Source organism: uncultured Rhodococcus sp. (assembly GCF_963525155.1).
In the GTDB taxonomy this organism is placed as follows: Bacteria; Actinomycetota; Actinomycetes; order Mycobacteriales; family Mycobacteriaceae; genus Rhodococcus_F; species Rhodococcus_F qingshengii.
This window is the reverse complement of record NZ_CAURKP010000036.1, coordinates 13,142-37,520: the sequence shown is the minus strand read 5'-3', so window position 1 is coordinate 37,520 and position 24,379 is coordinate 13,142. Positions and strand designations below refer to the sequence as shown.

The window sequence follows — 24,379 nt, the reverse complement described above, 5'->3', positions numbered from 1 at the left end:
CAGGTACGGCGTCGCGACTGTGTTGTCCACGATCAACGGAAGACCGTTCTCGTGGGCCAGTGACGAGATACCGGGTAGGTCGAGGATGTGGTTCTTCGGATTGGCGATCGTTTCGCCGTAGAACGCCTTCGTATTCGGGCGAATGGCTTCGCGCCACTGCTCGAGATTGTCGGGATCCTCGACGAACGTGACTTCGATACCCAGCTTGCGAAGGGTGTAGTGCAGGAGGTTGTACGTGCCGCCGTACAGGTACGGGCTGGAGACGATGTGGTCGCCGGCCTCGGCGATGTTGAGGATCGCGATGGTCTCGGCGGCCTGACCCGAGGAGAGGAGGAGTGCGGCGACTCCGCCTTCGAGGGCAGCGATGCGCTGCTCGACGGCGTCTTGTGTGGGATTCATGATCCGCGTGTAGATGTTGCCCGGTTCGGCGAGGCCGAACAGTGCAGCAGCGTGATCGGTGCTGTCGAAGACGTAGCTGGTGGTCTGGTAGATCGGCAGAGCGCGCGCATTTGTGGCGGTGTCCGCTGTTTGTCCGGCGTGCACCTGCTTTGTCTCGAACGACCAGTTCGCGGTCGGATCCGAAGTTGCTGCGGCGTCGGCTGTGTTGTCGGTCATGATTTGTTCACTCCAGTGGTCTGACGGATAGATGTCGGACGGGGGCGAATGATCGCCGCCCCGTGCTGGGGTCTATCTACAAGTGCGACACATACTGAAATACCTCCGTGGGGCTCGGCCCGGTCTGGGGTCCGTCCCTGTCGGACCCGCGCTTGTCACCCGAATTGCGGTGGAACTGCGCGAGCAGATCCACGTCGGGAAACCTGGTCATCACCCGGGGCACCCCACCGCGGTTGGAGGGTTGCCGTCCAGCGAGCCGGGGCTTGACGCTGGCACTCATGACCAAGTCGGATTCTACCGGGAAGTGAGCGCAGTCCTGACACGGGGCGAAATGTGAGCCGCAACCGCACGCGAGGCAGAGCGACGCAGCCCACTAGCAGGCAAAAGTTACTCGCGAGTAGAGACCGATGAGTGGACCTGCCGGTTGCGGCCTCACGGGTTAGCAGTACGCTTGTCTTGTTTGGGACTCATCTCCCGAGATCAGTCCACACCGTCTAGGTTTGATAATCGAACCGTTCGCGGACCCACTCACAAAGTGTGACCGCAACCGTGTAACCAGGGAAACTTCCTAGGAGGACGCGAAGCACCCATGTCCAAAATCAAGGTTGAGGGCACCGTCGTCGAACTCGACGGCGATGAGATGACGCGCATTATCTGGCAGTTCATCAAAGACAAGTTGATCCATCCGTATCTCGATGTGAACCTCGAGTACTACGACCTCGGTATCGAGTACCGCGACGAGACCGACGACCAGGTCACAATCGACGCAGCGCACGCGATCCAGAAGCACGGCGTCGGCGTCAAATGCGCCACGATCACGCCGGACGAGGCACGTGTCGAGGAATTCGGTCTCAAGAAGATGTGGCGTTCCCCGAACGGAACGATCCGCAACATTCTCGGCGGCACGATCTTCCGCGCACCGATCATCATCTCCAACGTTCCGCGACTCGTTCCGGGCTGGACCAAGCCGATCATCATCGGCCGTCACGCATTCGGCGACCAGTACCGCGCCACAGACTTCAAGGTCCCCGGCCCCGGCAAGGTGATGATCACCTACACGCCTGAGGACGGCAGCGCACCGATCGAGCACGAACTGGTCAACTTCCCCGAAGAGGGCGGCGTCGTCCAGGGGCAGTACAACTTCACCACGTCCATCCGTGACTTCGCTCGCGCGTCGCTCACCTACGGACTGCAGCAGAACTACCCGGTGTACCTGTCCACCAAGAACACCATTCTCAAGGCGTACGACGGTGCCTTCAAGGACATCTTCCAGCACGTCTACGAGACCGAGTTCAAGGCTGAGTTCGATGCTGCAGGTCTGACCTACGAGCACCGCCTCATCGACGACATGGTCGCTTCCGCACTCAAGTGGGAGGGCGGATACGTCTGGGCATGCAAGAACTACGACGGCGACGTCCAGTCCGACACCGTGGCCCAGGGCTTCGGCTCGCTCGGCCTCATGACGTCGGTTCTGCTGACACCGGACGGAAAGACCTGTGAGGCAGAGGCTGCTCACGGCACCGTGACGCGTCACTACCGTCAGCACCAGCAGGGCAAGCCCACCTCGACCAACCCGATCGCGTCCATCTTCGCGTGGACCCGCGGGCTCGAGCATCGTGGCAAGCTCGACAGCACCCCTGAGGTCATCGGCTTCGCGCAGGCGCTCGAAGACGTTGTCATCAAGACCGTCGAAAGCGGCCAGATGACCAAGGACCTCTCGATGCTGGTCGGCGGCGATCAGGGCTACCTGACCACCGAGGAGTTCCTCGGCGCGCTCGACGTGAACCTGCAGAAGGCCATGGCCGCGAAGTAGATTCACCGCTTCACCTGTCAAATGGGACGTCTGGGAAACCGGGCGTCCCATTTGTGTTCGCGGTCTCACGTGAGTGAACTCACCCCCTCTCACTTGGAAGTTCAACCAGATGTGAGACCACAATTGATCAGTGACTTCGTCTACCCTCTCCCGTTCTGACACCTCGACACCCGGGGTTCGTTCCGCCAGAGGTCCGGCGATGCTCGCTCTCGCTCTCGGCGGTTTCGGTATCGGCACCACCGAGTTCGTCGCAATGGGATTGCTCCCGGAGATGGCATCCGGACTCGGCGTCTCGGAACCCGTCGCGGGTCACGTGATCTCGGCGTACGCGCTCGGGGTTGTCGTCGGCGCTCCGCTGATCGCTGCACTCACCGCACGAGTACCGCGCCGCACCCTGTTGATCGCACTCATGGTCGCGTTCACCGTCGGCAATGCCGCCTCGGTTTTCGCGCCCTCGTACACGACGCTGATGATGGCCCGCTTCGTCGCCGGATTGCCGCACGGCGCGTATTTCGGAGTCGCCGCACTGGTCGCAGCTCACCTGGCCGAACCGGGAAAACGCGCGAAGGCCGTCGCCATGGTGATGATGGGTCTTTCCGTGGCCAACGTGATCGGGGTACCGGTCGCGGCCTGGATCGGCCAGGCACTCGGCTGGCGCAGCGCCTTCGCCTTGGTTGCGGTGATCGGAGTGGCAACGGTTGCTTCGCTGTTCGTCTGGATTCCGCGGTTGGACGGTATGCCGGTGACGAATCCGATCACCGAACTCGGGGCACTGGGCCGCGTTCAGGTGTGGATGACCCTGATCGTGGGCATGGTCGGATTCGGCGGGATGTTTGCCGTCTACACCTACATCAGTACGACGCTCACCGACGTGTCCGGGCTTGGCGCTTCGTTCATTCCCCTCGCACTCATGCTGTACGGACTGGGCATGGTGGCCGGCAACTTCGTCGGTGGATACCTCGCGGATCGCGCACTGATGAAGGGCTTGTTCCTGTCGATGGGATCCCTCGTGGTCATCCTCGCGATCTTCGTTATCGCCGTGCGCAATCCGTACACGGCGCTCGTCTTCGTCTTCCTCATCGGGCTCGCCGGGTCGTCGATGGTGCCTGGCCTCCAGACACGGTTGATGGATGTCGCCGAGGATGCTCAGACCTTGGCCGCGTCTCTCAATCACGCCGCACTCAACATCGCCAACGCCTTCGGAGCGTGGATCGGCGGCGTCGTCATCGCAGCCGGTTACGGGTACACCGCGCCCGCAGCGGTGGGGTCGTTGCTGGCCGTCGCGGGTCTCGTCGTGCTGGCGGTAGCGGTGATTCTGCAGCGTAGGGCCGCGCGCTGACCTGGGCGCCCATCCGCGTCGGTGGAATCGGCTACGGTGCTTGCCGTGCCACAAACTGCTGACTCCCACATTCTTGCGCCCCACACCATCACGTCCGTGAACGTCAACGGCGTTCGAGCAGCGGCCCGCAAGGGCATGCTCGACTGGCTGGAGAAGACGTCGGCGGATTTCATCTGCCTTCAGGAAACGCGTGCGTCGGACGATCAGCTTCGCGAGACTCTCGAACCGGCACTCGGCAACGGGTGGTTCCTCGTCTCCGCCGAGCCGTCCGCGAAGGGGCGCAACGGAGTCGCGGTGCTCTCACGCACGGAACCTGACGCGGTGCGGATCGGTCACGGGGACGACGAGTTTCTCGACGCCGGTCGATACATCGAAGCCGACTTCGCCGATCTGACCGTCGCGAGCCTGTACCTGCCCTCCGGTGAGGCGCTCACGCCGAAGCAGGAGGAGAAGGAGCGGTTCATGGCATCCTTCGCAGTGCACCTCGCCTCCACCGCTGCAGCGGCCGAGGCTGCCGATCGTCACGTGGTGGTCAGCGGCGATTGGAACATCGCGCACACCGAACTCGACCTCAAGAACTGGAAGACCAACAAGAAGTCCTCGGGATTCCTCCCCGAGGAGCGCGCCTGGATGGATCTGCTGTTCGCCGAAGATTCCGCGTGGGTGGACGTCTTCCGCACCCTCCATCCGGGTGTCGACGGCCCGTACTCGTGGTGGTCTTACCGCGGAAAGGCATTCGACAACGATTCGGGTTGGCGTATCGATTACCAGGTTGCCACTCGCGGATACGCCGAGCGGGCCAAGGTCGCGCTCGTGGAACGCGCTGAGTCCTACGACCTCCGTTGGTCGGATCATGCGCCTGTCACCGTCTCGTACCGATAGAGACGCGTATGTCTGAAGGTCTGAAAATGCCGAGCGCAAAGACGCGCAACGCCATCATCACCGTCGTGGTGGCGGTGGTTGCGCTCGTGCTGGCGGTCACCCTTTCTTCACGTGACTCCGACAGTTCGGCGTCGTCGGGTACGAAGTCCTCGAGCGTTCAGTCCTCGAGCGTTCAGTCCTCGAGTGCTCAAGCCAAGCCTGGCGCCACCACCAAGGCTGCGCCGTCGAGTTCCGCGCCGTCGAGTTCCGCGTCCTCGAGTTCCGCTGCCAAGCCAACGCAGCAGACAAGCACCGATGCGCCGGCGCGAGTGCTCGCCACGCTGGCGGAGATCGACGCCGGACGGTGGCCGGACTCCGCCAATGCGCCGGGCACCAAGGGCGGCATCACCTTCCGCAACAGCGAAGGACGTCTACCCGCTGTCGGTGCCGGTGGCGGACGTGTCGTCTATCAGGAATGGGACGTGAACCCGAAGAAGAACGGCCAAGGACGCGACGCCGAGCGAATCGTCACCGGCAACGACGGTTCGGCGTGGTACACCCTCGATCACTACGACACGTTTGTGAGGATTCGCTGATGTCCGACTCGTCTACGGTCAGCGTGGCGCAGTGGCTGGATCCGTCTTCGGATGTGGCTTCAGTGGCCCTGCAGAGCGACCCGGCCGTTGCAGATGATCTTGCACGTCAACTCCGTGCCGAGAATTTTGTCGTTCGGGTGGTTCGCGGCGAGAACATGCGAACAACGGCGCAGGTCTTCGACGAGTTCGCGGCAGCCTTCCAGTTTCCATCCCACTTCGGGCGAAACAAAGACGCTTTCGACGATGTCATGCGCGATCTCGACGACGTCCTCGGACTCGGCGCCGGATATGTAGTTGTGGTCCGAGGCGCGGGTTCTCTACTGTCCGAGCAACAGGATCAGTTGGAGTGGTTCTGCGAAACGATGGACTTCTACGCCGAAGAATGGGAACCCGTCGTTTTCCGGACCGTCTACCAGTTCGGTGCGGAGGACCTCACCGCCGACGGTGAAGACCTCGTCGAACTCGACTACCCGGGCACCACGCCACTGCACTGATTTCCACTCGTGAAAAGATCGGAACCATGTCGACCCCTGCAGAACAGAAGCCCACCGCAAAGCCTCGCGTGCTTTCCGGAATCCAGCCGACGTCGGATTCTTTCCACCTCGGCAACTACCTGGGTGCGCTGCAGCAGTGGGTTCCGTTGCAGGACGATTTCGACGCTTTCTACTTCATTCCGGATCTTCACGCCATCACGGTGACGCAGGACCCGAAGGAATTGCGTCGTCGCACCAAGGTTGCGGTCGCTCAGCTCCTTGCGGTGGGGATCGATCCGGATCGGGCGACGCTGTTCGTGCAGAGTCAGGTTCCCGAGCACGCACAGTTGGCGTGGGTCCTGAACTGCATCACCGGTTTCGGTGAAGCCAGCCGTATGACGCAGTTCAAGGACAAGTCCGCCAAGCAAGGCAGCGACAACGCCAGTGTCGGCTTGTTCACGTATCCGGTTCTGATGGCCGCGGACATACTTCTGTACCGCCCGCAGCGAGTCCCCGTGGGTGAGGATCAGCGTCAGCACCTCGAACTCGCACGCGATCTGGCCGGCCGGTTCAACACCCGCTACGGCAAGGCGTTCGTCGTTCCCGAGCCGCAGATCATCAAGGGCACGGCAAAGATCTACGACCTGCAGGATCCAACCGCGAAGATGAGCAAGTCCGCTGCCAGTGCGGCCGGACTGATCAATCTGCTCGACGATCCGAAGGTGTCGGCGAAGAAGATCAAGTCGGCCGTCACCGACAACGAGCGCGAGATTCGTTTCGACCCGCAGGCCAAGCCGGGCGTCAGCAACCTGCTCACCATTCAGTCGGCTCTCTCGGGAGTACCGATCGAGACTCTGGTGGCCGGTTACGAGGGCAAGGGGTACGGCGACCTCAAGACCGATACCGCTGACGTGCTGACCGAGTTCGTCACCCCGCTCAAGGCGAAGGTCGACGGTTACCTCGCCGACGAGGCAGAGCTGGATCGCATCATCGCGGCCGGAGCGCACCGCGCCCGTGAGGTGTCTTCACGCACTCTCGCCGCTGTCTATGACAAGGTCGGATTCCTGGCACCGAAGGGCTGACTTACGCGAATTCGGACTCACGACGCCTGACCGAACATGAGGGGGACGGCAATGGCTGACACGGACGACGACGCACCGAGCTTCCTCGAGAAGCAACGGGCAGCGCGACCCTGGCTCGATCATCTGGTTCGCGCGGCCGGACGGTTTCAAGAGCAAAAAGGCGACTATTACGCTGCTGGTATCACGTACTTCAGCGTTCTCGCGTTGATTCCGATCATGATGGTCGCGTTTGCAGTGGCCGGTTTCGTATTGGCCGGGCATCCCGAGTACCTGGAGTCGATTCAGGAGCAGATCACCAAGAGCATTCCGGGCAGCTTGGGTGACACCATCAACACGCTGATCGATTCGGCCATCGACTCGCGCGCGAGCGTCGGAATCTTCGGTCTCCTGGGTGCTGCGTACGCGGGTCTCGGTTGGATGGCAAACGTTCGCGACGCGCTGACGGCGATGTGGGAGAGCAAGCGCGAGCCGAAGGGTTTCGTACGTACCAAACTCGGTGACGCAGGGGCCCTCGTCGGTCTGGCTCTCGCCATGGTCGTCTCACTGGGAATGTCGGCGCTGAGCAGTGGGCCGGTTGCGACTCAGATCGTGAAATGGCTCAACCTCGAGAACATCACCGGTGTCGGCGTGGGGCTCAGAGTCGTTTCACTGTTGCTCTCACTCCTGGCGACGTGGGCGGTGTTCCTGTGGGTGATCGCCCGGCTGCCGCGCGAGCCTGTCACGCTGCGTAGCGCTGCGCAGGCAGCGCTTATCGCCGCAGTTGTGTTCGAGATCTTCAAGCAGGTGGGTGCGATCTACCTCGCTGCCGTCACCAACGGACCAGCGGGCGTGGCATTCGGTCCGATCATCGGTTTGCTCGTGTTCGTGTTCACGGCGTCACGGATGCTGCTGTTCTGCACGGCGTGGGCGGCGACGACCAAGGAAAGTATGGCCCTGGCGTTCGTTCCGCCGCCGGATCCCGCAGTGATCTCGCCGCGAATCGTTGTCAGTGACGGTGCTTCACCGTCTCGCGTGGCTGCGCTGATCGCCACGGGTGCGGTTGCCGGCCTGGGTCTTTCGGGCTTCATGCGTCGTCGGCCGCGCTAGCGCCTCCGACGGTTCAGGGCAACTGCTCCCGCTACCAGCGCGATCACCACTACTCCGCCGACCGCACCGATGAGTATGCGGTCAGTGGTGTCGGATTCGGCGTCGGTAGCGGTGGGTGCAGCCGAGATCGAGCCTGGTGCAGCGGCAGACGGTGTGCGAGTGACATCGGGCGAGGCATCGTCGGTGGATCGGTCCGTCAACGAGCCGACGGTTGTGCTCGCGGGGAGTGCATATCCGTAGTCGAGTAGACGGGCAGCCTGCTCCCACGGACGGATCGGCTTGGCTTCGCCGCCCATCAATGTCACCAGTAGTTTCCGGCCGTTGCGCTCCGCAGCACCGACGTACGTGTGGCGGGCGTCGTCGGTGAAGCCGGTCTTGCCGCCCAATGCGCCGTCGTAGTTGTAGAGCAGCTGATTGTCGTTGGCGAGAGTGAATCCGGGGCGGTCCTGATCGTCGGGAATGGTCGGATCCTTGGGGAAGCCGGGAAATTCGACGGTCTCGGTATGGATCAGACCGGCAAACGTCGGATTCTGCAGGGCGGTATGGAAAATCACGGCCAGGTCGTACGGCGAGCTGCTCATCCCCGGGCCGTCGAGTCCGGATGGAGTTGCCGTGCGAGTGTCGAGGGCGCCGAGTTCGGCCGCGAGCGCGTTCATTTTCGACACGGCTGCAGCGTCACCGCCGAGTTGGCGGGCAAGAGCATGCGCGGCATCGTTTCCCGACGCCATGACCAGACCCTGCATCAGTTGCCGGTTGGTGTACTTGCCGCCCTTTCCGATGCCGACAGCGCTACCTTCAGCGTCCGCGTCTTCGGCCGTTGCGGTGATTTCGGTGTCGAGATCGAGTTCGTCGAGCGCGACGAGAGCCAACAGCATCTTGATGGTGCTGGCCGGGCGGTAGCGACCGTGCGGATCTTTGGCGGCGAGGACCTCGCCGGTTTCGGCGTCCGCGAGTACCCATCCTGATGCCGCGATGTCGGCTGGGAGCGGGGGAGCGCCGTCAGGGAGTACAACACCGCACTCGCCGAGCTTGTCTCCACCGACGGGGCTTTCCGGAATCGGGACGGCAGTCGGGGCCGTGGATCCGGGCGCGGGTGCTTCGGAGAGATCGATCGCCGGCGCCGGACTACTCGTGAACGGGCAGCTGTCGGTGTTGGGTGTTGTGAACGGTGCCTCGGTGGTGGTGGTGGGCGGCGGCGGGGCCGGTTGGGCGCCGGCCACTCCCGAGGTCCCTACGACACCGGTAAACGCAATGCTCCCTGAGAGCACTGTTCCGGCTACTGCCACTGCACACTTTCGACGCCACATCATCGATATACGAGGGTATGCGAACCTGAGGGAACGTCCGAATCGCCACGCAAGCAGAGGGATCGAAAACAGGCGATTCGGTTTGTACATCGGTCATAGTGGACGATCGCCGCTGATGAGTTCCACCACCACGCAGAGTCTGTAACAGTGGGGTAGTCGACTACTCGAATGGCGCACTCGCACTGACGACAGGGGATCGGTATGGGCAAGATCGTGGTGACAGAATTCGTGTCTTTGGACATGGTCATGGAAGCGCCCGGTGGCGAACCGGGTTATGCGCACACTGGATGGGTCTTTCCGTACCAGGAGGGCGATCAGATGAAGTTCAAACTCGATGAAACCCTCGCCGCGGACGTGCTTCTACTCGGTCGACGGACCTACGAGAGCTTCGCCGGTGCCTGGCCTGAGCGCGAGGACGACCAAGGCTTTGCGGACAAGATGAACGAGATGCCCAAGTACGTCGTCACGAGTTCGACCGAACCGCTCGAATGGAACAACTCGACGGCGCTCGACGGTCCCATCGAGGAATCTGTCCCGAAGCTCAAGGGGCAGATCGACGGCGAGATCCTGGTCGCGGGAAGTCGGACGCTCGTCCACGCGTTGTTGCTGGCCGGTCTGGTCGACGAGCTTCGTCTGATGGTCTTCCCGGTCATTCTCGGGTCCGGCGGGAGAGTGTTCCCCGAATCGGCCGACAAGATCGACCTCGAGTTGAAGGACGACCGTCGGTACGAATCCGGAGTTCAGGTGCTGACGTACCACCCCACAGTCGCGTAGACCTCTCGAAAAAATCTGTGGCCGAGACTCTTCGAGAGTCTCGGCCACAGATGTCTTGCCGGCTAACTGTTCTCGGGGAATCCGAGGTTGATTCCGCCGTGGCTGGGGTCGAGCCAGCGACTGGTGACGGCTTTACCTCGCGTGAAGAAATGAACACCTTCTGTCCCGTGAGCGTGGGTGTCACCGAAGAGGCTGTTCTTCCAGCCGCCGAAGCTGTAGTAGGCCATGGGAACCGGGATGGGGACGTTGATGCCGATCATGCCGACCTCCACCTCGTTCTGGAAGCGTCGGGCAGCGCCGCCGTCGTTGGTGAAGATGGCGGTGCCGTTTCCGTACGGGTTGTTGTTGATCAGTTCGAGGGCTTGGTCGTAGGTATCGACGCGCACGACGGAGAGAACAGGCCCGAAGATTTCGTCGGTGTAGATCGACATGTCGGTGGTGACGTGGTCGATGAGGGTGGGTCCAAGCCAGAAGCCGTCCGGTCCACCATCGGCCTGGACTGTACGTCCGTCGACCACGATGGTGGCGCCGTCCTTCTCGCCTGCATCGACGTATGAGGCGACCTTGTCGCGGTGGGCCTTGGTGACGAGCGGACCCATGTCGGAGTTCTTGGTGCCGTCACCGGTGACGAGGGGAGTGGTGCGTTCGACGATCTTGGCGACCAGTTCGTCGGCGATGTCGCCGACTGCGACCAGGGCGGAGATCGCCATGCATCGTTCGCCCGCGGAGCCGAATCCCGCGTTGACCATTGCGTCGGCGGCGAGGTCGAGGTCGGCGTCCGGTAGAACGATGGCGTGGTTCTTGGCGCCGCCGAGTGCTTGCACGCGTTTGCCGTTGGCGGTGCCGGTGGCATAGACGTACTGGGCGATGGGGGTGGATCCGACAAACGAAATCGCTTTGACTGCTTTGTTTTCCAGAAGTTCGTCGACGGCGAGCTTGTCACCTTGGAGGACGTTGAAGACGCCGGGGGGCAGACCGGCTTCGGCCCAGAGTTCGGCGAGCCAGATCGCCGCGGTGGGGTCCTTCTCCGAGGGTTTGAGAATCACGGTGTTCCCGGCGGCGATGGCGACCGGGAAGAACCACATCGGGACCATCGCGGGAAAGTTGAAGGGGGAGATGATGCCTACGGGGCCGAGGGGTTGGCGGATGGAGTAGACGTCGACCTTGGTCGATGCATTCTCGGTGTATCCGCCCTTGAGGAGATGCGGTATTCCGCAGGCGAATTCGACTACTTCTTGTCCGCGGCTGATTTCGCCGAGGGCGTCGGAGAGAACCTTGCCGTGCTCTGCTGTGATGATCTCGGCGAGTTCACCTTTGCGAGCATTGAGGAGTTCGCGGAAGCTGAACAGTACCTGTGTGCGCCGGGCCAGTGAGGTGTCACGCCAGGCGGGGAAGGCCGCCGCAGCCGCGTCGATGACAGCGCGGGCGTCCTCGAGGTTCGCCAGGGCCAGTCGGCCGGTGATCTGTCCGGTGGCGGGGTTGGTGACGGTGGCGGTGTCCTCGGACGTTCCGGCGAACGGCTTGCCGTCCAACCAGTGCGCGATGACACGAGTATCAGTGCTGGTCATGGTATTTCCTAGTGGTCTGGTGACTCAGGAGTTCGGGGAGGTGTACTTGGCGACGTAGTCGTTCATCGTCTCGCGCTGGTACCGGGAAACCTCGTGCGCGTTTTCGTTCTCGGCGAAGACGCTCGACACCATCACGGTGTTGTCGCGATCGTAGAAGCCGAGTTTACCGAGACCGCCGAAGAATTCGTCCCAGTTGACGTCTCCATCACCGATTTTGAGATGCTGATGCACTCGAACGGCATTGCCTGGCGGGTTGGTGATGTAGCGCAGTCCGTGGGAACGGTGATGATCCATGGTGTCCGCCACGTGAACGAGTCGGACCATGTCGCCGGCGGCCTCCATGATGGCGGGAAGGTCCCCACCCATGTGGAATTGGTGGCACGCCACGATCACCATGCCGAGGTTCTTGGAGTTCACACCACGGATCGTGCGGATCGCGGCTAGTCCGTCTTCGACAAAATCGTCCGGGTGGGGGTCGATCAGGACGTCGATTCCCTCGCGTTCGATGATCGGAACCAGTTCCTCCATCGAACGATAGAACGCACGCTCGGACTCTTCGGCCTTTTCGGGGCGGCCGGAGAATTCGGTGTTCATGACGTTGACACCGAGATCGACCGTGATCTGGATGGCCCGCTTCCAGTAACGCACGGCTGCTTCGCGGGCGTCCTCGTCCGGGCCGGACCAGCGAAGGACCGGGAGTACCGACGCGATTCCGACTCCAGCACTCGCGCAAGCTTTCCGAAATTTGGCGACGAGCGCGTCGTCGGCTTTCGGGTGATTGAAGAACGGGATCATGTCGACGTGCGGTGTGAGCTGCAGGTACTCGTACCCGAGATCGGCAACAACCTGAGGAAGCTCGAGTAGTGAGTAATCGTGATGGAAAGGTGTGGGGTCGAGTGCGACCTTCATCGCTGAGCTCCGGCCACAGAGTCGCGCGCAACCATGTCCACGGCGACGCGCTGACCCGTCTCCAGAGACATCACACCGGCGGCGCAGACAGCGGCCGCGGCGTACCCGTCCCAGGCACCTGGTCCGTCGATGTAGTTGCTGGTGCCGGCGCCCGTCTTCACTGCCTTGATCCACCGGGCGAACTCGGTGTCGTATGCCTGCCCGAAGCGTTCGCGGAATCCTGGGGTGATCTGCCCACCCCAGTTGCCGGGCTTGGTCTTTCGGATCAGTCCCACGTCGAGTCCGATCATCGCGCTTCCGAGTTCGCCGACAACTTCGGTGCGCACCTCGTAGGCAACTCCGGTGGTGACAAACACCTCGGCGTCGACGTGTCTGCCGGACTCGGTCTCGAATATCGCGATCTGTGGGTCTTGAATGCCTTCGGGAGCAAGCGAATTCGCAGACGGCCGAATTATCTGCACCGAGGTGATCTCTTCGTCGAGCAGGAATCGCGTCACGTCGACCTCGTGGACGAGTGAGTCCTTGACGATCATCGCGCTGTCGAAACCCTTCGGAACCGCAGGATTGCGGTGCGCGCAGTGCAGCACGAGCGGGCGACCGAGATCGCCGCTGTCGATCAAATCCTTGAGCTGGGTGTATTCGTGGTCGAATCGCCGCATGAAGCCGACCTGGATCAGCTTCTTGCCCAGCGCTGCTTCGGCTTTGACGATCGCGAGCGAACTGTCTGCGTCGGTGGTCAGCGGCTTTTCGCAGAGAACAGGCTTGCCCGCTTCGAGGCAGGCAAGAACCTGCTTCTCATGGGTCGGGCCCGGGGTTGCGAGCACAATGGCGTCGACGTCCTCGGCTGCGATGGCATCGAACGGATCGACGACGACGCGCGCCCCTGGCGTCAGTGCTGCGATTTCCTCGGCGCGGGCCAGCGAGTAGTCGTTGACGACGGTGACGCGGGCACCGCCGATCTTGTTGGTGATGCGGTCGACGTGATCGGCCCCCATGATGCCGACGCCGAGCACTGCGATCCGGAGATCCTGGTTGTCAGACATACGGTGGTACTCCTCGATTGTGTTGCTCAGTTGAAACGGACGGCGGGGACGCCACAGGTGGACAGGTATTTCTGAGTGCGCGCTGCGATGGGCAGCGGTGTGTCGGGATGGCAGGGATACATGTCCTGCTCGACGATCGCGAACACGTCGATGCCGAGCCTCTCGATGGCCTCCAGAAGCGGCGGCATGTCCGGTATTCCGCGCGGTGGTTCGATCATCGCGCCGAGTTTGACGGCTTCGCCGAACGGCAGGTCCTCCGCCTCCACCTTGGCGACGATCGCCGGATCCACCTGCTTGAGGTGCAGGTACCCGATGCGCTCCGGATGCTTGTTGATGATGGCGAGGTTGTCACCGCCGCAGTAGCTGATGTGGCCGGTATCGAGGCACAGGTTCACGAAACGCTCGTCTGTACCTTCGAGGAACTTGTAGACGTTGTCCTCGATGTCGACGTGACTGTCGGCATGAGGATGGTACTGCGCCATGACGCCGTACTCCTCGAGCATTGCCTTCCCGAGAGCGTTCATGCCGTCGGTTTTCTTACGCCACTGCTCGGGCGTCAGATTGCGGTCTTCGAGTACTTCTCCGGTGGAAGGGTCGCGCCACATCTCGGGGATGACGACTACGTGCTTGCCGCCGACGGCTGCGGTCAACTTGGCGACGTCCTTGATCTGATTCCAGACGGCATCCCAGGAATCGTCCTGGTGCAGGTGTTCGAAAACGGTACCGGCCGAAAGCTTCAGGCCGCGGGCGCCGAGTTCGTCCGTCAACTTGGCTGGATCGGTCGGAAGGTATCCGAACGGGCCGAGTTCGATCCATTCGTATCCCGACGCGGATACCTCGTCGAGGAATCGTGTGTAAGGGGTCTGCTGTGGATCGTCCGGAAACCACACGCCCCAGGAGTCGGGGGCTGATCCGACGCGAATCGCGCTCATGTCTAGATTCCTTTCGCGGGCAAGCTTTATGGGGTGTGGTTGTGCGGAATTTTCATTCGGATGGACGGAGGTACGGTCGCTGGATCTTCTTCCAGGACTCGTAAGTTGTCCGTGCTTTCTTGGTGGACTCCAGTTCGGAGGTGGCCGATACCGGTACATCCCACCAGGATTCGCTGTCCGGGGCGCCGATCAGCGGATCGGTTTCGACGTGGATGACGGTGCTGGTGTCGCTTGCTTTGGCAACCTTGATCGCGTCGGCGAACTCTGCAGCGGTGTTGGCGCGGATGACGTCGACACCGAGGCTGGCGGCGTTCGCGGCCAGATCGACCGGGAGAACCCCTCCGTCGAGACGTCCGTCATTCGAGCGGTAGCGGTACTGCGTGCCGAAGCGCTGGGAACCCAGCGACTCGGACAGTGAACCGATGGAGGCAAATCCGTGATTCTGCACCAGGACGACGATGACCTTGAGGCGTTCCTGTACGGCGGTGACCAATTCGGTGGCCATCATCAGATAGGAACCGTCGCCGACCATCACGAACACGTCGCGATCGGGGCACGCCATGCGGACGCCTAGACCGCCGGCAACTTCGTATCCCATGCACGAGTACCCGTATTCGACGTGATACCCCTTGGAATCACGGGTTCGCCACAGCTTGTGGAGGTCACCCGGCATGGACCCGGCAGCGCACACCACGACGTCACGTGGATCGGACAGCGTGTTGACCAGGCCGATCACCTGATTCTGATTCAGTGACCCGTCGGCAGCGGGTTCGGCTGGGTTGTAGACGGATTCGACGATCGCATCCCAATCGCGAGCGAGGTCACCGATCCTGGACGCGTATTCCTCGTCCACCCGGTAGTCGTTCAGTGCAAGTGCCAGCGCGTCGAGTGCCTCACGTGCGTCGGCGACCACGCTGACTCCGCCCTGCTTCACCGAGTCCAGTGAAGCGACGTTGATGTTGACGAAGCGAACGTCGGGATTGGTGAACGCGGTGCGGGACGCGCTCGTGAAATCGCTGTACCGCGTGCCGATTCCGATGACGACGTCCGACTCGGTGGCCAGTGCGTTTGCAGCAGTGGTGCCGGTGGACCCCACCGCCCCGACGGATTGTGGATGGTCGTAGACCAATGAACCCTTGCCGGCCTGGCTCTGCCCCACGGGGATTCCGGTCTGCGCGCAGAACGCTGCCAGAGAGTCGGTGGCCTGGCTGTAGATCACTCCGCCGCCGGCGACGATCAGTGGCTTGCGAGCCGAGCGGATGATCGCGGCGGCGCGTTCGATCACCGATCGTTCGGGGAGCGGGCGGGCCACGTGCCACACCCGTTCGACGAAGAAGGACTCGGGCCAGTCGAAGGCCTCGGCCTGCACGTCCTGCGGGATGGCGATGGTGACTGCGCCGGTTTCGACGGGATCAGTGAGAACGCGCATCCCGGCGAGCAGAGCGCTCGGCAACTGCTCCGGGCGCCATACCCGATCGAAGTATCGTGAGACCGGCTTGAAAGCGTCGTTGACCGTGACGTCGCCGCTCGACGGGAGTTCGAGTTCCTGCAAGACGGGGGCACTGGCGCGGGTCGCGAAAGTGTCTGCGGGAAGGAGTAATACAGGTAGACGGTTGATGGTGGCCAGTGCCGCGCCGGTGATCATATTGGTGGCACCGGGGCCGACGCTGGACGAGACTGCCCAAGTCTGCAGGCGGTCCTTCATGCGGGCGTGCGCGACAGCCGAGTGCACCATCGCCTGTTCATTGCGGCCGAGCACGTAGGGGAGTGTCGGCTCACGGCCGGCGTCGAGATCCTGGATCTCGGCCTGCAAGAGTGCCTGCCCCAGTCCGGCGACGTTGCCGTGCCCGAAGATTCCGAAGCAGCCGGCGAACAGCTTGGTGCGCTGGCCGTCGCGTTCGGTGTACTGGTTGGCGAGGAAGCGGACGACAGCTTGAGAAACGGTGAGGTATACGGTCGGCTCGTCGCGAGGTGGACGATTGCCGGTTGCGTTGTTGGTGGGTGCCACAGCTTTCACTTCCGTCAGTTGTGGGACTGCAACGGCAGTCGAGGGTCGATGTCCTGGTGATCCCAGCTTCCACGTAGCCAGGTGTGTTGCGGATCGTCACAGATGTTCCACGCCCGGATCTCGCCCGAACCTGCCATGACATTGAGGTAGTACATGTGGTGGCCCGGCGCTGCGATGGACGGGCCGTGATAGCCGTGCGGCACGAGGACGACGTCGCCCGAGCGGACTTCCTCGAGCACCTCGATAGGTCTCTCGGCGGTTCCGTACACGCGGTGGTAGCCGAAACCTTCGGTCCCGGTGGGGCTTCTGTCGATCTCGAAGTAGTAGATCTCTTCCAGGGCCGATTCGACGTCGCTGTTCTCGTCGTGTTTGTGGCTGGGGTACGACGACCAGTTTCCACCGGGCGTGATGACTTCACAAGCGATGATGGAGTCGGCCTCGAAGGTGTCGGCGGTGGCGAAGTTGTGAACCTGCCGGCTGCAATTTCCGGCACCGCGGAGTTCGACGGCAACTCCGGACGCGGGACCGTAGCGATGGGGGAGCTTTGCGCCGGCGCGTGCTCCGCACAGTGCAAAGCGGCCTCCGCCGGTGCTGCTGACCGAGTAGTCGGCGTCGCGTCCTACGTACGCGAAATCGCTGGGACCGTCGAAAACCGATGCGCGGCCGGTCAGGGGAATCTCCGTCCCCTCGGCAACAACGACGGCCGAACCCGCCAGTGGAACGACGATGATCTCGTTCTCGCCGGACTGCAGGTGGACGTCAGCGCCAGGGGCGAGTTCGAGTGTCCACAAGCTGGATTCGGTCCACCCGGCGGACTCCGGCGTGACCACTGTCGTGAAATCACCGTCGGCGGACGATCCGGCGGGGACGTAGTACTTGCTGAACATCTTGCTCCTGCCAGGTCGGTTCTAGTGGACGAGCTTGACTGCGGTGTCGACGGCCGCGGTGACGTCGCCGTCGGGTGGGTAGAGCAGCGCGCGTCCGACGATCAGTCCGCGCACGGACGGCAGCTGAAGTGCAGCGTCCCACTTTGCGTACGTTTCTGCCGGCGCGATCTGCGGATCTCCCCCCAGGAGGAGCGTCGGGAGGGTGGTCGCATCCATGACGCGTTCCATCTCGTCGACGACCGGCAGTTTCATCCACGTGTACGCCGAGGTGGAGCCGAGACCTTGGGAGATGTGGATGGACTTGATGACGGCGTCGGGGCTGAGATCGTTGACGACCTTGCCGTTCACGCGGCTGGAGAGAAACGGCTCGAGCATCGCGATCAGTCCGGCCGCGGCCAGTTCGTCCACGGCTTCGGCACATGCCGTCATGGTGGGCAGTGTGCCCGCGTCGTCGAGTGCGATGCGTAGCAGCATCTTTCCGCCGTTCATTCCGAACTTCGCGGTGCCCGCCGCGGTATATCCGGTCATGCGGTCGTCGAGTTCGAAGCTCGCGCCTGCCAGGCCGCCGCGGTTCATCGACGAGAAGACGACCTTGTCGTCGAGGGCGCCGAGGAGGAGCAGATCGTCGAGAATGTCCGCGGTGCCGAGAACGCCGTCGACTCCGGGATTGTCGAGCGCAGTGCGTAATCTGTCGAGCAGATCTGTACGACTGTTCATCGCTGTCGGCTTGCCACCGACAGACAGTGCCCCACTGGCCGGGTGATCGGCAGCGACGATCATCAGTCGACCATTGCCTCGAACAGTGTCGCGAGGAGTTCGCGCTGCCCAGGCCTTTTCGATGATCTGCGGATCGCTCGCACGCAGTTCCGTCACTTCGGCGTAGGTGGTGGCGAGGGGGCGGGCGGCGAGCTTGTCAGACATTGACTGCCTCCGTGGCTGTGGCTTCGGCGAGATCGTGGACTTCTTCGGCGGTCGGCATCGCAGTGGAGCATTCGAGCCGAGATGCGACTATCGCGCCGGCCGCGTTGGCGTACCGCAGTACCTTCTCCAGCGGCCACCCGGCCAACAGTCCGTGGCACAGTGATCCGCCGAAGCTGTCGCCTGCTCCCAGCCCGTTGACCACGTCGACGGCGTTGGGCGGCACGGTGATCGACTGCTTTCGCGTTTTGCCGAGTACACCCTTCGGGCCCTGCTTCACGATGGCCAGTTCGACTCCGAGGTCGAGAAGCGCGTCCGCGGCCTTGTTCGGGTTGGTCTCACCGACAGCGATTTCGCACTCTTCACGATTCCCCACGGCTACCGTCACGTGTGCGAGGGCGCGCTGTACCTGCGTGGTCGCGTCCTGCGGCGTCGACCAGAACATCGGGCGGTAGTCCAGGTCTAGAACGGTCAGCGGGCGGCGTTCGCGGGCTTCCCAAGCGGCGAAGTGTGCGCTGCGGCTCGGTTCTTCGGACAGCCCCGTCACAGTCGACCAGTACAGCGAGGCTGTTCGAACGGCGTCGAGGTCGATGTCTTGCGGGGTGATCCGAAGATCAGGCGCATGCGGCTTGCGATAGAAGTACAGAGGAAAGTCGTCCGGGGGGAAGATCTCGCAGAACGTCACCGGTGTCGGATACTCCGAATTGGTCACGACAAACCTGTTGTCGACACCGAGACGTGCCAATTCGCGTGTGACGAACTTCCCGAAGGGATCGTTGCCGACGCCGGAGATCAGTGCTGCTCGCCGACCGAGGCGCGCGGCCGCCACCGAGACATTGGCTGCGCTGCCGCCGAGGAACTTGCCGAACGTCTCGACGTCCTCGAGTCCGACACCGGTCTGAAGTGGGTAGATGTCCACCCCCGATCGGCCGATGGCAAGCACGTCGAAGGGTGCGTCAGGGATGTGTGACCCGCTCTGGTGAGTGTTGATGCTTGTCAAGACTGACTCCCGAGAGTTCGTGGTGGGTTGCCCACGCAGGGCACCGATGTATGACTGAAACTGTGCGCCGCGACACAGCGATTGTCAATAGTTTGTCTGGACATTATGACTTGCGGTCAAGTGAATGTTAGTGTTCGCATACACTGCCGAGAGAAGTAGCGTCGATACGGCGCCTTCCCAAGACAGATCGGAGTTGGCCGTGGTCGCAGCACTCGCCGTCGAGTTGGACCGCTCGAGCCCGGTGCCGCTGTATTTTCAGCTGGCACAGGCAATCGAGGGCGCTATTCTCGGTGGCGAACTTGCCCCAGGTGATCGCTTCGAGAACGAACTGGCGTTGGCCAAACGGCTCAATCTCTCACGTCCGACCACTCGACGCGCGATCCAGGAACTGGTGGACAAGGGACTACTTGTTCGTAAGCGGGGAGTCGGAACTCAGGTGGTGCAAAGTCCGGTGCACCGCCCGGTCGAGCTCACCAGCCTGTTCGACGACCTTGCGAGGGCCGGCCAGGCGCCGACGACCAAGCTGCTCGAGTTCACGGTGGGAGTTCCCGCCGAAGACGTTGCTGCGGAACTCAACCTCGAACCTGACGCCGAAGTGGCCACCATCAGGCGTCTGCGAAGCACCAACGGCGAACCGCTGGCAGTGATGACCAACTACATTCCGGTGGACATCGCACCCGATCCCGAGGAGTTGGAGACGCAGGGGCTTTACCAAACCTTGCGAACTCGCGGCGTTCACATCCGTGTGGCGCGGCAGCGAATCGGCGCTCGGGCGGCGACTCGCGAAGAAGCAGGATTGCTCGACGAGAAAGTGGGTGCTGCCCTCTTGACCATGAGCCGCACTGCATTTGACGATTCAGGTAGCGCCGTCGAGTACGGCAGCCACTGCTACCGAGCGTCGCGTTACTACTTCGACACCACCGTGGTCGACCGCTAGATCTCGATCCCGGTGACACGAGTACCCGCCTGACCGAGTCAGTGGGGGTGATTTGTGATCCCAGCATTTCTGCGATCCTTCGATCATTTGACCCGAACGGAGCCTCATGACAGGCATTTCAGTAGCAGTTGCCGGATTCGGATGGATGGGCCGCGTCCACACGCAGGCGTATCTGCGTCTGCGGCAGCACTATCCGCAGCTTCCCGTGATCCGCCTGGCCGCCGTCGCCGACGAGGTGCCTGGCAGAGGGGAGGAAGCAGCGGACCAGTTCGGTTTCGAAGCTTTCACCCAGGATTGGCGCGATATCGCAGCCGATCCGGCCATCGACGCGGTGAGCATCACGGCCCCGAACTTCTTGCACCGTGAAATCGGCGTCGCAATGGCAGAGGCCGGCAAACACATCTGGATCGAGAAGCCCGTCGGCTTGTCCACGGAAGACGCCAAAGCTGTTGCCGTAGCAGTCTCGAAGGCCGGTGTGCAGTCGACCGTCGGCTTCAACTACCGAAACGCGCCGGCTGTGGCCCTGGCAAAGAGCCTGACCGACTCAGGGGAGTTGGGCACGATCACGCACTCGCGTTTTCGTTTCCTCAGCGACTATGCGGCCCACCCTGAAGGTGCTTTGAGTTGGCGATACGAGCGTGAGCGCGGCGGCGCCGGCGTCCTGGGCGACTTGGCTTCGCACGGCATCGATCTGATTCGTCATCTTCTCGGTGACGTCGACGCTCTCGTTGCGGATACTGCGATCTTCATCCCGGAGCGTGCGCGTCCGTCCGCCGCTACCAGTGGACATGCGCGGGCCAGCGGTGGGGAGATGGGGGCTGTCGAGAACGAAGACTTCGTCAGCGCACTGCTGCGCCTCGGGTCGGGTGGCCGGTGCACCCTCGAAGCATGCCGCGTCGCCGTGGGAGAGCAGAACAATTACGGATTCGAGATTCACGGCACGAAAGGTGCCGTGTTCTGGGACTACCGCCGGATGGGTGAACTGGGCACCAGCCTCGGCTCGAAGTACCAGGACCAATCCGTCACGACGGTTCTGGTCGGCCCCGAGTCCGGTGAGTTCGGCCGCTTCCAGCCTGGCGCGGCCAACGCGATGGGCTACGACGACCTGAAAGTGATCGAGGCCCGCAATTTCATCGCCTCGATCGTGGACGGAGCGCCGCAGGGCGCGACCATCGCTGATGCAGTCGCGTCCGCACAGGCTCTGGACGCGATGGTCGCCTCGGTGACCTCCGGCAGCTGGATTTCTCTCGGCTGATCGACAGCTCCTCCGAAAGGCTCTGGTGCAGTGACATTTCCCCGCGGACTGGCGCTGCTCGTGGCAGCAGCGCTGTTCATGGAGATGCTGGACGCGACGATTCTCGCAACGGCACTGCCGTCGATCGCCCAATCTTTCGGAGTTGATGCCGTCGACGTCAATGTCGCCGTTTCTTCGTACCTCCTGGTGTTGGCCGTCCTGATCCCGGCGAGCGGATGGATGGCCGACAGATTCGGAACGCGACGTGTCTTCATCTCTGCCATAGCCGTTTTCACGGTGGCGTCGGTGGGATGTGCACTGAGCACCTCCCTCCCGATGCTGGTGGGAATGCGTGCTTTACAAGGGGTAGGCGGCGCCATGATGGTGCCGGTGGGGCGGCTCGCAGTATTGCGGGTGACGTCGAAGGCGGAACTCGTACGGGCTATCGCCTACTTGACGTGGCCGGCGCTCACAGCGCCGGTTCTTGCGCCCGCTGTGGGTGGAGCCATCGTGTCGATCGCTTCGTGGCGCTGGATCTTTTTGATCAACGTTCCGATCGGGATCGTCGGGTTTCTGCTGGCATTGCGCATGGTGCCCGACATTCGGGAGGCGCAGAAACGGAGCCTCGACTGGCTGGGATTGGTGGTGATCGGAGCAGGCGTCGCAGTGCTTGTCGTGGCGCTCGATAACGTGCACAGTGCCGGAACCGACTGGCTACGAGTGGGCCTCGGGATCGTTGCGGCTCTGATCTTGTTGAGCTTGGCCGTCATTCACCTCGTCCGGTCGGATCATCCGCTCATCGCGCTCGGCGTCCTCCGACTTCGATCGTTTCGGCTCGTCGCGTCGAGCGGCTCGCTGTACCGGCTCGTGATCATGGGCGTGCCGTTTGTGCTGCCGTTGTTGTTCCAAGTGGGATTCGAAATGTCGGCGTTCAAGGCCGGTCTGCTGGTGATGGCCCTGTTCGCGGGGAATATCGCGATCAAACCGCTCACCACTCCGCTCATGCGCAGATTCGGGATCAGACTAGTTCTGGTGGGAAACGGAGTTCTGTCGGTGGTGTGCTTCGGTGCGCTGGTACTGATCTCGTCGACGACACCGGACGTCGTAATCGCTGTCGCACTGTTCGTCAGTGGCGCGTTGCGATCCATCGGGTTCACCGCGTACAACAGCTTGGCGTTCGCCGACGTCGACTCGGGTGAGCTGACCGATGCCAATACTCTGCATGCAACGCTGCAAGAGTTGGCGTCCGGTCTGGGTATTGCACTGTCCGCTTTGGTGATCACGCTCTGTACACCGTTGGCGGAGTCGGAGGATCTGAGCGGCGGAGTGCCGTTTTCTCTGACGCTGGGTGTTCTCGGGGCCATGCTGGTGCCGACGGTGATCGAGAGTTGGCGGCTCCCACGCGATACGGGTGCTGTGGTGTTGGTGCGCTGATGAAGCGTCTTCCGCCACCTTCATCATAACGCGGGACCCGGGGCTTGCGGCAAGGCCCCGGTGATGGTGCACACTCGTCTGCTGCGAGCAAGCAAAAGCCTTGCCCGAAGGAGGGGATCGCATGAGTGACGTCATCATTGTCGGTGCTGGACCAACTGGATTGATGCTGGCAGGTGAGCTCCGGCTGCAGGGCGTCGATGTCGTCGTCGTGGACAAGGACGAGGAGCCGACTCAGTTCGTCCGTGCCCTCGGCATCCATGTGCGCAGCATCGAAATCATGGAGCAGCGCGGGTTGCTGGACAAGTTCCTCGCGCACGGCCGCAAGTATCCGCTCGGTGGATTCTTCGCGGGGATCAGCAAACCGGCACCGGCGCACCTCGATACTGCGCACGGGTACGTACTGGGCATTCCTCAGCCCGAGATCGACAGGATTCTTGCCGAACATGCCACCGAAGTCGGTGCGGACATTCAGCGAGGGAAGCGCGTCGTCGCGATCCGTCAAGATACCGATAGCGTCACAGCGGAATTGTCCGACGGCACAACACTTCACGCGCGTTATCTCGTGGGCGCGACGGCGGCCGCAGCACTGTTCGGAAGCTGATCGACGTCGGGTTTCCCGGCGAGCCGTCGAGCGCCGACACGCTGATCGGCGAAATGGACGTGACCATGCCGGCTGATGAACTGGCCGCCGTTGTCGCCGAAATCCGGGAAACGCACAAACGATTCGGAGTCGGTCCCGCCGGTAACGGCGCTGTTCGTGTCGTGGTCCCTGCGGCCGAAGTTGCCGACGGTCGCGCAACACCGACCACCCTCGACGACATCAAACAACAGCTACTGGCCATTGCGGGTACCGACTTCGGTGTGCACTCGCCGCGGTGGCTCTCGCGCTTCGGCGACGCCACCCGTCTAGCGGAGCACTACCGGCGCGACCGGGTGTTCCTCGCCGGCGATGCCGCACACATCCACCCACCGATGGGCGGTCAAGGTCTCAATCTCGGTGTGCAAGATGCCTTCAACCTCGGCTGGAAGCTCGCCGCCGAGATCAACGGCTGGGCACCGGACGTCCTGCTCGACACGTACGAATCGGAACGGCGTCCGGTGGCTGCCGACGTTCTCGACAACACGCGCGCGCAGGCGGAGCTGATCTCCACCGCTGCCGGTCCACAAGCCGTGCGGCGCTTGATCTCCAAGCTGATGGAATTCGAAGACGTCAAGCGCTATCTGACCGAGAAGATCACTGCGATCTCGATTCGCTACGATTTCGGCGAAGGCGACGACCTACTCGGTCGGCGGCTGCGGAACATCGCGTTGACCCGCGGCAACCTGTACGACCTGATGCGATCCGGCCGCGGACTTCTTCTCGACCAGGGTAGCCAACTGGCGGTAGATGGTTGGAGCGATCGAGTCGACCACGTAGTCGACACCAGCACCGAATTGGACTCACCGGCTGTCCTGCTTCGACCGGACGGTCACGTGGCATGGGTGGGGGATTCGCAGGCGGAGTTGGATACTCAGCTGTCCACGTGGTTCGGCCGGCCGGCGACGGGCCCCGTGTGACTCTTC

Annotated in this window: 21 protein-coding genes, 1 pseudogene and 1 riboswitch; of the genes and pseudogenes, 12 read left to right on the top strand and 10 right to left on the bottom strand. The window is 62.6% G+C overall.

What is annotated here, in order from left to right; genetic code table 11:
- On the bottom strand, window positions 1-615 hold a 615-nt coding region (locus RWT78_RS10725; protein ID WP_314675561.1), incomplete at its 3' end, for a PLP-dependent transferase.
- A gap of 143 nt (window positions 616-758) precedes the next feature.
- A riboswitch (SAM riboswitch) is annotated at window positions 759-899 on the bottom strand.
- A gap of 305 nt (window positions 900-1,204) precedes the next feature.
- On the opposite strand from RWT78_RS10725, the gene RWT78_RS10720 reads away from it, so the two are divergent.
- The 7 genes from RWT78_RS10720 to yhjD all read left to right on the top strand — a co-directional run bounded on the left by RWT78_RS10720 (window position 1,205) and on the right by yhjD (window position 7,865).
- A complete protein-coding gene (locus RWT78_RS10720; RefSeq protein ID WP_003940772.1) occupies window positions 1,205-2,428 on the top strand; it encodes an NADP-dependent isocitrate dehydrogenase in 1,224 nt (407 codons plus the stop codon).
- A gap of 130 nt (window positions 2,429-2,558) precedes the next feature.
- Window positions 2,559-3,767 (top strand): MFS transporter, encoded by a 1,209-nt coding sequence (locus tag RWT78_RS10715; RefSeq protein ID WP_373938154.1) that lies wholly within the window; start codon window positions 2,559-2,561, stop codon window positions 3,765-3,767.
- Between the two features lie 36 nt (window positions 3,768-3,803).
- Window positions 3,804-4,649 carry an exodeoxyribonuclease III gene (locus tag RWT78_RS10710; protein WP_020969128.1) on the top strand — a complete coding sequence of 282 codons (846 nt, stop codon included), beginning with the start codon at window positions 3,804-3,806 and terminating at the stop codon, window positions 4,647-4,649.
- Between the two features lie 26 nt (window positions 4,650-4,675).
- A complete protein-coding gene (locus tag RWT78_RS10705) occupies window positions 4,676-5,224 on the top strand; it encodes a ribonuclease domain-containing protein (protein WP_314675560.1) in 549 nt (182 codons plus the stop codon).
- Window positions 5,224-5,718, top strand: a complete 495-nt coding sequence (locus RWT78_RS10700; RefSeq protein WP_314675559.1) for a barstar family protein — start codon at window positions 5,224-5,226, stop codon at window positions 5,716-5,718. Before RWT78_RS10705 ends, RWT78_RS10700 begins: the two co-directional genes overlap by 1 nt.
- Window positions 5,719-5,744: 26 nt before the next feature.
- A complete protein-coding gene (gene trpS, locus RWT78_RS10695) occupies window positions 5,745-6,779 on the top strand; it encodes a tryptophan--tRNA ligase (RefSeq protein ID WP_003941025.1) in 1,035 nt (344 codons plus the stop codon).
- A 51-nt stretch (window positions 6,780-6,830) separates the two neighbouring features.
- Window positions 6,831-7,865, top strand: a complete 1,035-nt coding sequence (gene yhjD, locus RWT78_RS10690; RefSeq protein WP_003940821.1) for an inner membrane protein YhjD — start codon at window positions 6,831-6,833, stop codon at window positions 7,863-7,865.
- Here yhjD and RWT78_RS10685 read toward each other — a convergent pair.
- Window positions 7,862-9,175, bottom strand: coding sequence for a D-alanyl-D-alanine carboxypeptidase family protein (locus RWT78_RS10685; RefSeq protein ID WP_314675558.1), 1,314 nt, complete (start codon window positions 9,173-9,175; stop codon window positions 7,862-7,864). The genes yhjD and RWT78_RS10685 overlap by 4 nt on opposite strands.
- Before the next feature lie 198 nt (window positions 9,176-9,373).
- Between RWT78_RS10685 and RWT78_RS10680 the strand changes: the two genes are divergently transcribed.
- Window positions 9,374-9,946, top strand: a complete 573-nt coding sequence (locus tag RWT78_RS10680) for a dihydrofolate reductase family protein (protein WP_314675557.1) — start codon at window positions 9,374-9,376, stop codon at window positions 9,944-9,946.
- 62 nt (window positions 9,947-10,008) lie between these two features.
- Here the strand turns inward: RWT78_RS10680 and RWT78_RS10675 are convergent, their stop codons facing one another.
- Genes RWT78_RS10675 through iolC form a run of 8 tightly spaced genes read right to left on the bottom strand, consistent with a single transcriptional unit; the run spans window position 10,009 to window position 19,211 of the window.
- Window positions 10,009-11,514 (bottom strand): CoA-acylating methylmalonate-semialdehyde dehydrogenase, encoded by a 1,506-nt coding sequence (locus RWT78_RS10675; RefSeq protein WP_003941032.1) that lies wholly within the window; start codon window positions 11,512-11,514, stop codon window positions 10,009-10,011.
- Window positions 11,515-11,538: 24 nt separating this feature from the next.
- Window positions 11,539-12,423 (bottom strand): sugar phosphate isomerase/epimerase family protein, encoded by an 885-nt coding sequence (locus tag RWT78_RS10670; RefSeq protein WP_314675556.1) that lies wholly within the window; start codon window positions 12,421-12,423, stop codon window positions 11,539-11,541.
- Window positions 12,420-13,466 carry a Gfo/Idh/MocA family oxidoreductase gene (locus RWT78_RS10665; protein WP_314675555.1) on the bottom strand — a complete coding sequence of 349 codons (1,047 nt, stop codon included), beginning with the start codon at window positions 13,464-13,466 and terminating at the stop codon, window positions 12,420-12,422. The genes RWT78_RS10670 and RWT78_RS10665 overlap by 4 nt, the downstream gene beginning before the upstream one ends.
- Before the next feature lie 26 nt (window positions 13,467-13,492).
- Window positions 13,493-14,398, bottom strand: a complete 906-nt coding sequence (locus RWT78_RS10660) for a sugar phosphate isomerase/epimerase (RefSeq protein ID WP_314675554.1) — start codon at window positions 14,396-14,398, stop codon at window positions 13,493-13,495.
- Window positions 14,399-14,450: 52 nt separating this feature from the next.
- Window positions 14,451-16,406 carry a 3D-(3,5/4)-trihydroxycyclohexane-1,2-dione acylhydrolase (decyclizing) gene (iolD, locus tag RWT78_RS10655; protein WP_314675553.1) on the bottom strand — a complete coding sequence of 652 codons (1,956 nt, stop codon included), beginning with the start codon at window positions 16,404-16,406 and terminating at the stop codon, window positions 14,451-14,453.
- Between the two features lie 14 nt (window positions 16,407-16,420).
- On the bottom strand, window positions 16,421-17,293 hold the full coding sequence (gene iolB, locus RWT78_RS10650; protein WP_007727367.1) for a 5-deoxy-glucuronate isomerase: 873 nt from the start codon (window positions 17,291-17,293) through the stop codon (window positions 16,421-16,423).
- Between the two features lie 21 nt (window positions 17,294-17,314).
- Window positions 17,315-18,214 (bottom strand): aldolase, encoded by a 900-nt coding sequence (locus RWT78_RS10645; protein ID WP_314675552.1) that lies wholly within the window; start codon window positions 18,212-18,214, stop codon window positions 17,315-17,317.
- The gene (gene iolC, locus RWT78_RS10640) at window positions 18,207-19,211 is read right to left on the bottom strand and encodes a 5-dehydro-2-deoxygluconokinase (RefSeq protein WP_314675551.1); all 1,005 of its coding nucleotides are present in this window, start codon (window positions 19,209-19,211) and stop codon (window positions 18,207-18,209) included. The genes RWT78_RS10645 and iolC overlap by 8 nt, the downstream gene beginning before the upstream one ends.
- Window positions 19,212-19,410: 199 nt before the next feature.
- Here iolC and RWT78_RS10635 point away from each other — a divergent pair, with 199 nt between their 5' ends.
- The 4 genes and pseudogenes from RWT78_RS10635 to iri all read left to right on the top strand — a co-directional run bounded on the left by RWT78_RS10635 (window position 19,411) and on the right by iri (window position 24,373).
- Window positions 19,411-20,148 carry a GntR family transcriptional regulator gene (locus RWT78_RS10635; protein ID WP_003941006.1) on the top strand — a complete coding sequence of 246 codons (738 nt, stop codon included), beginning with the start codon at window positions 19,411-19,413 and terminating at the stop codon, window positions 20,146-20,148.
- Between the two features lie 106 nt (window positions 20,149-20,254).
- Window positions 20,255-21,403 (top strand): Gfo/Idh/MocA family protein, encoded by a 1,149-nt coding sequence (locus tag RWT78_RS10630; RefSeq protein ID WP_161120830.1) that lies wholly within the window; start codon window positions 20,255-20,257, stop codon window positions 21,401-21,403.
- A 30-nt stretch (window positions 21,404-21,433) separates the two neighbouring features.
- Complete coding sequence (locus RWT78_RS10625; protein WP_081305327.1) at window positions 21,434-22,816, top strand: MFS transporter; 1,383 nt, start codon at window positions 21,434-21,436, stop codon at window positions 22,814-22,816.
- A 121-nt stretch (window positions 22,817-22,937) separates the two neighbouring features.
- Window positions 22,938-24,373 (top strand): annotated as a pseudogene (gene iri / locus RWT78_RS10620) (rifampin monooxygenase Iri).
- Window positions 24,374-24,379: the final 6 nt, after the last annotated feature.

What these genes read in the sequence shown, in the direction of transcription:
- RWT78_RS10720 (WP_003940772.1), top strand. Translation starts at nt 1,205, where the DNA reads ATGTCCAAAATCAAGGTTGAGGGCACCGTCGTCGAACTCGACGGCGAT.
- RWT78_RS10705 (WP_314675560.1), top strand. Translation starts at nt 4,676, where the DNA reads ATGCCGAGCGCAAAGACGCGCAACGCCATCATCACCGTCGTGGTGGCG.
- RWT78_RS10700 (WP_314675559.1), top strand. Translation starts at nt 5,224, where the DNA reads ATGTCCGACTCGTCTACGGTCAGCGTGGCGCAGTGGCTGGATCCGTCT.
- trpS (WP_003941025.1), top strand. Translation starts at nt 5,745, where the DNA reads ATGTCGACCCCTGCAGAACAGAAGCCCACCGCAAAGCCTCGCGTGCTT.
- yhjD (WP_003940821.1), top strand. Translation starts at nt 6,831, where the DNA reads ATGGCTGACACGGACGACGACGCACCGAGCTTCCTCGAGAAGCAACGG.
- RWT78_RS10685 (WP_314675558.1), bottom strand. Translation starts at nt 9,175, where the DNA reads ATGATGTGGCGTCGAAAGTGTGCAGTGGCAGTAGCCGGAACAGTGCTC.
- RWT78_RS10680 (WP_314675557.1), top strand. Translation starts at nt 9,374, where the DNA reads ATGGGCAAGATCGTGGTGACAGAATTCGTGTCTTTGGACATGGTCATG.
- RWT78_RS10675 (WP_003941032.1), bottom strand. Translation starts at nt 11,514, where the DNA reads ATGACCAGCACTGATACTCGTGTCATCGCGCACTGGTTGGACGGCAAG.
- RWT78_RS10670 (WP_314675556.1), bottom strand. Translation starts at nt 12,423, where the DNA reads ATGAAGGTCGCACTCGACCCCACACCTTTCCATCACGATTACTCACTA.
- RWT78_RS10665 (WP_314675555.1), bottom strand. Translation starts at nt 13,466, where the DNA reads ATGTCTGACAACCAGGATCTCCGGATCGCAGTGCTCGGCGTCGGCATC.
- RWT78_RS10660 (WP_314675554.1), bottom strand. Translation starts at nt 14,398, where the DNA reads ATGAGCGCGATTCGCGTCGGATCAGCCCCCGACTCCTGGGGCGTGTGG.
- iolB (WP_007727367.1), bottom strand. Translation starts at nt 17,293, where the DNA reads ATGTTCAGCAAGTACTACGTCCCCGCCGGATCGTCCGCCGACGGTGAT.
- RWT78_RS10645 (WP_314675552.1), bottom strand. Translation starts at nt 18,214, where the DNA reads ATGTCTGACAAGCTCGCCGCCCGCCCCCTCGCCACCACCTACGCCGAA.
- RWT78_RS10630 (WP_161120830.1), top strand. Translation starts at nt 20,255, where the DNA reads ATGACAGGCATTTCAGTAGCAGTTGCCGGATTCGGATGGATGGGCCGC.